This window comes from Vibrio hepatarius, assembly GCF_011806575.1.
Classification (GTDB): Bacteria; Pseudomonadota; Gammaproteobacteria; order Enterobacterales; family Vibrionaceae; genus Vibrio; species Vibrio hepatarius_A.
Genome location: NZ_JAATOO010000071.1, coordinates 1 through 601 on the forward strand (window position 1 = coordinate 1; position 601 = coordinate 601).

Below are 601 nucleotides of genomic sequence, written 5' to 3' on the forward strand. Positions count from 1 at the left end.
GGGGGAGAGGGAAAAGGAAAAGGGGAAGGGAAAGAGGAAAAAGGAGAAAAAGAAAAGAAAGAAGAAGGGGGGGAAGGGGGAGGGGAAGAGAGAGAAAAAAGAGGGGAAAGAGAAGGGGAGGAAGGAAAGGAAAGAGGAGAAAAAGAAGGAGAGGAAGAAAGAGGAGGAGAGGGAGGGGGGAAGGGGAGGAGAGAGAAAAAAAAGGGGGAAGGAGAAGAGGAAGAAGGAGAAGGAGAGGGAGAGAAAAAGGAAGTAGTGTACCAGATAGAGGGAAAGGAGGGGGAGGAAAGAGGAGGAGGAGAAGGGGAAGAAGGAAAAAGAAAGGGAGGAAGGAAGGAAGAGGGAAAAGGAGGGGAGGGAGGAAGGGGGAGGGAAAAAAGAGGAGGAAGAGGAAAAAAGGAAGGGAAGGGGAAGGAGAGAGAAGAGAGGGGAAGAGGGAGAGGAGGGGGAGGGAAAGGAAAAAAAGGAGGGAGGAAAGGGGGAGGGGAGGGGGAAAAAGAAAGAGAAAAAGGAGGGGAAGAGGGGAGGGGGGAAGGAGAAGGGAAAGAGGGGGAAGAGGGAGAGGGGTCGTTTTCCGCCTACTGCGACTAAAGAGATTCAG

At 52.4% G+C, this 601-nt stretch carries 2 protein-coding genes; both read left to right on the forward strand.

The features are described 5' to 3' along the window. The coding region (locus tag HCZ42_RS22210) for a hypothetical protein (RefSeq protein WP_217702312.1) at positions 1-256 on the forward strand (256 nt) is incomplete at its 5' end. Beyond that, positions 256-591, forward strand: a complete 336-nt coding sequence (locus tag HCZ42_RS22215) for a hypothetical protein (RefSeq protein WP_217702313.1) — start codon at positions 256-258, stop codon at positions 589-591. The genes HCZ42_RS22210 and HCZ42_RS22215, both read left to right, overlap by 1 nt. The last annotated feature ends 10 nt before the right edge of the window (positions 592-601 follow it).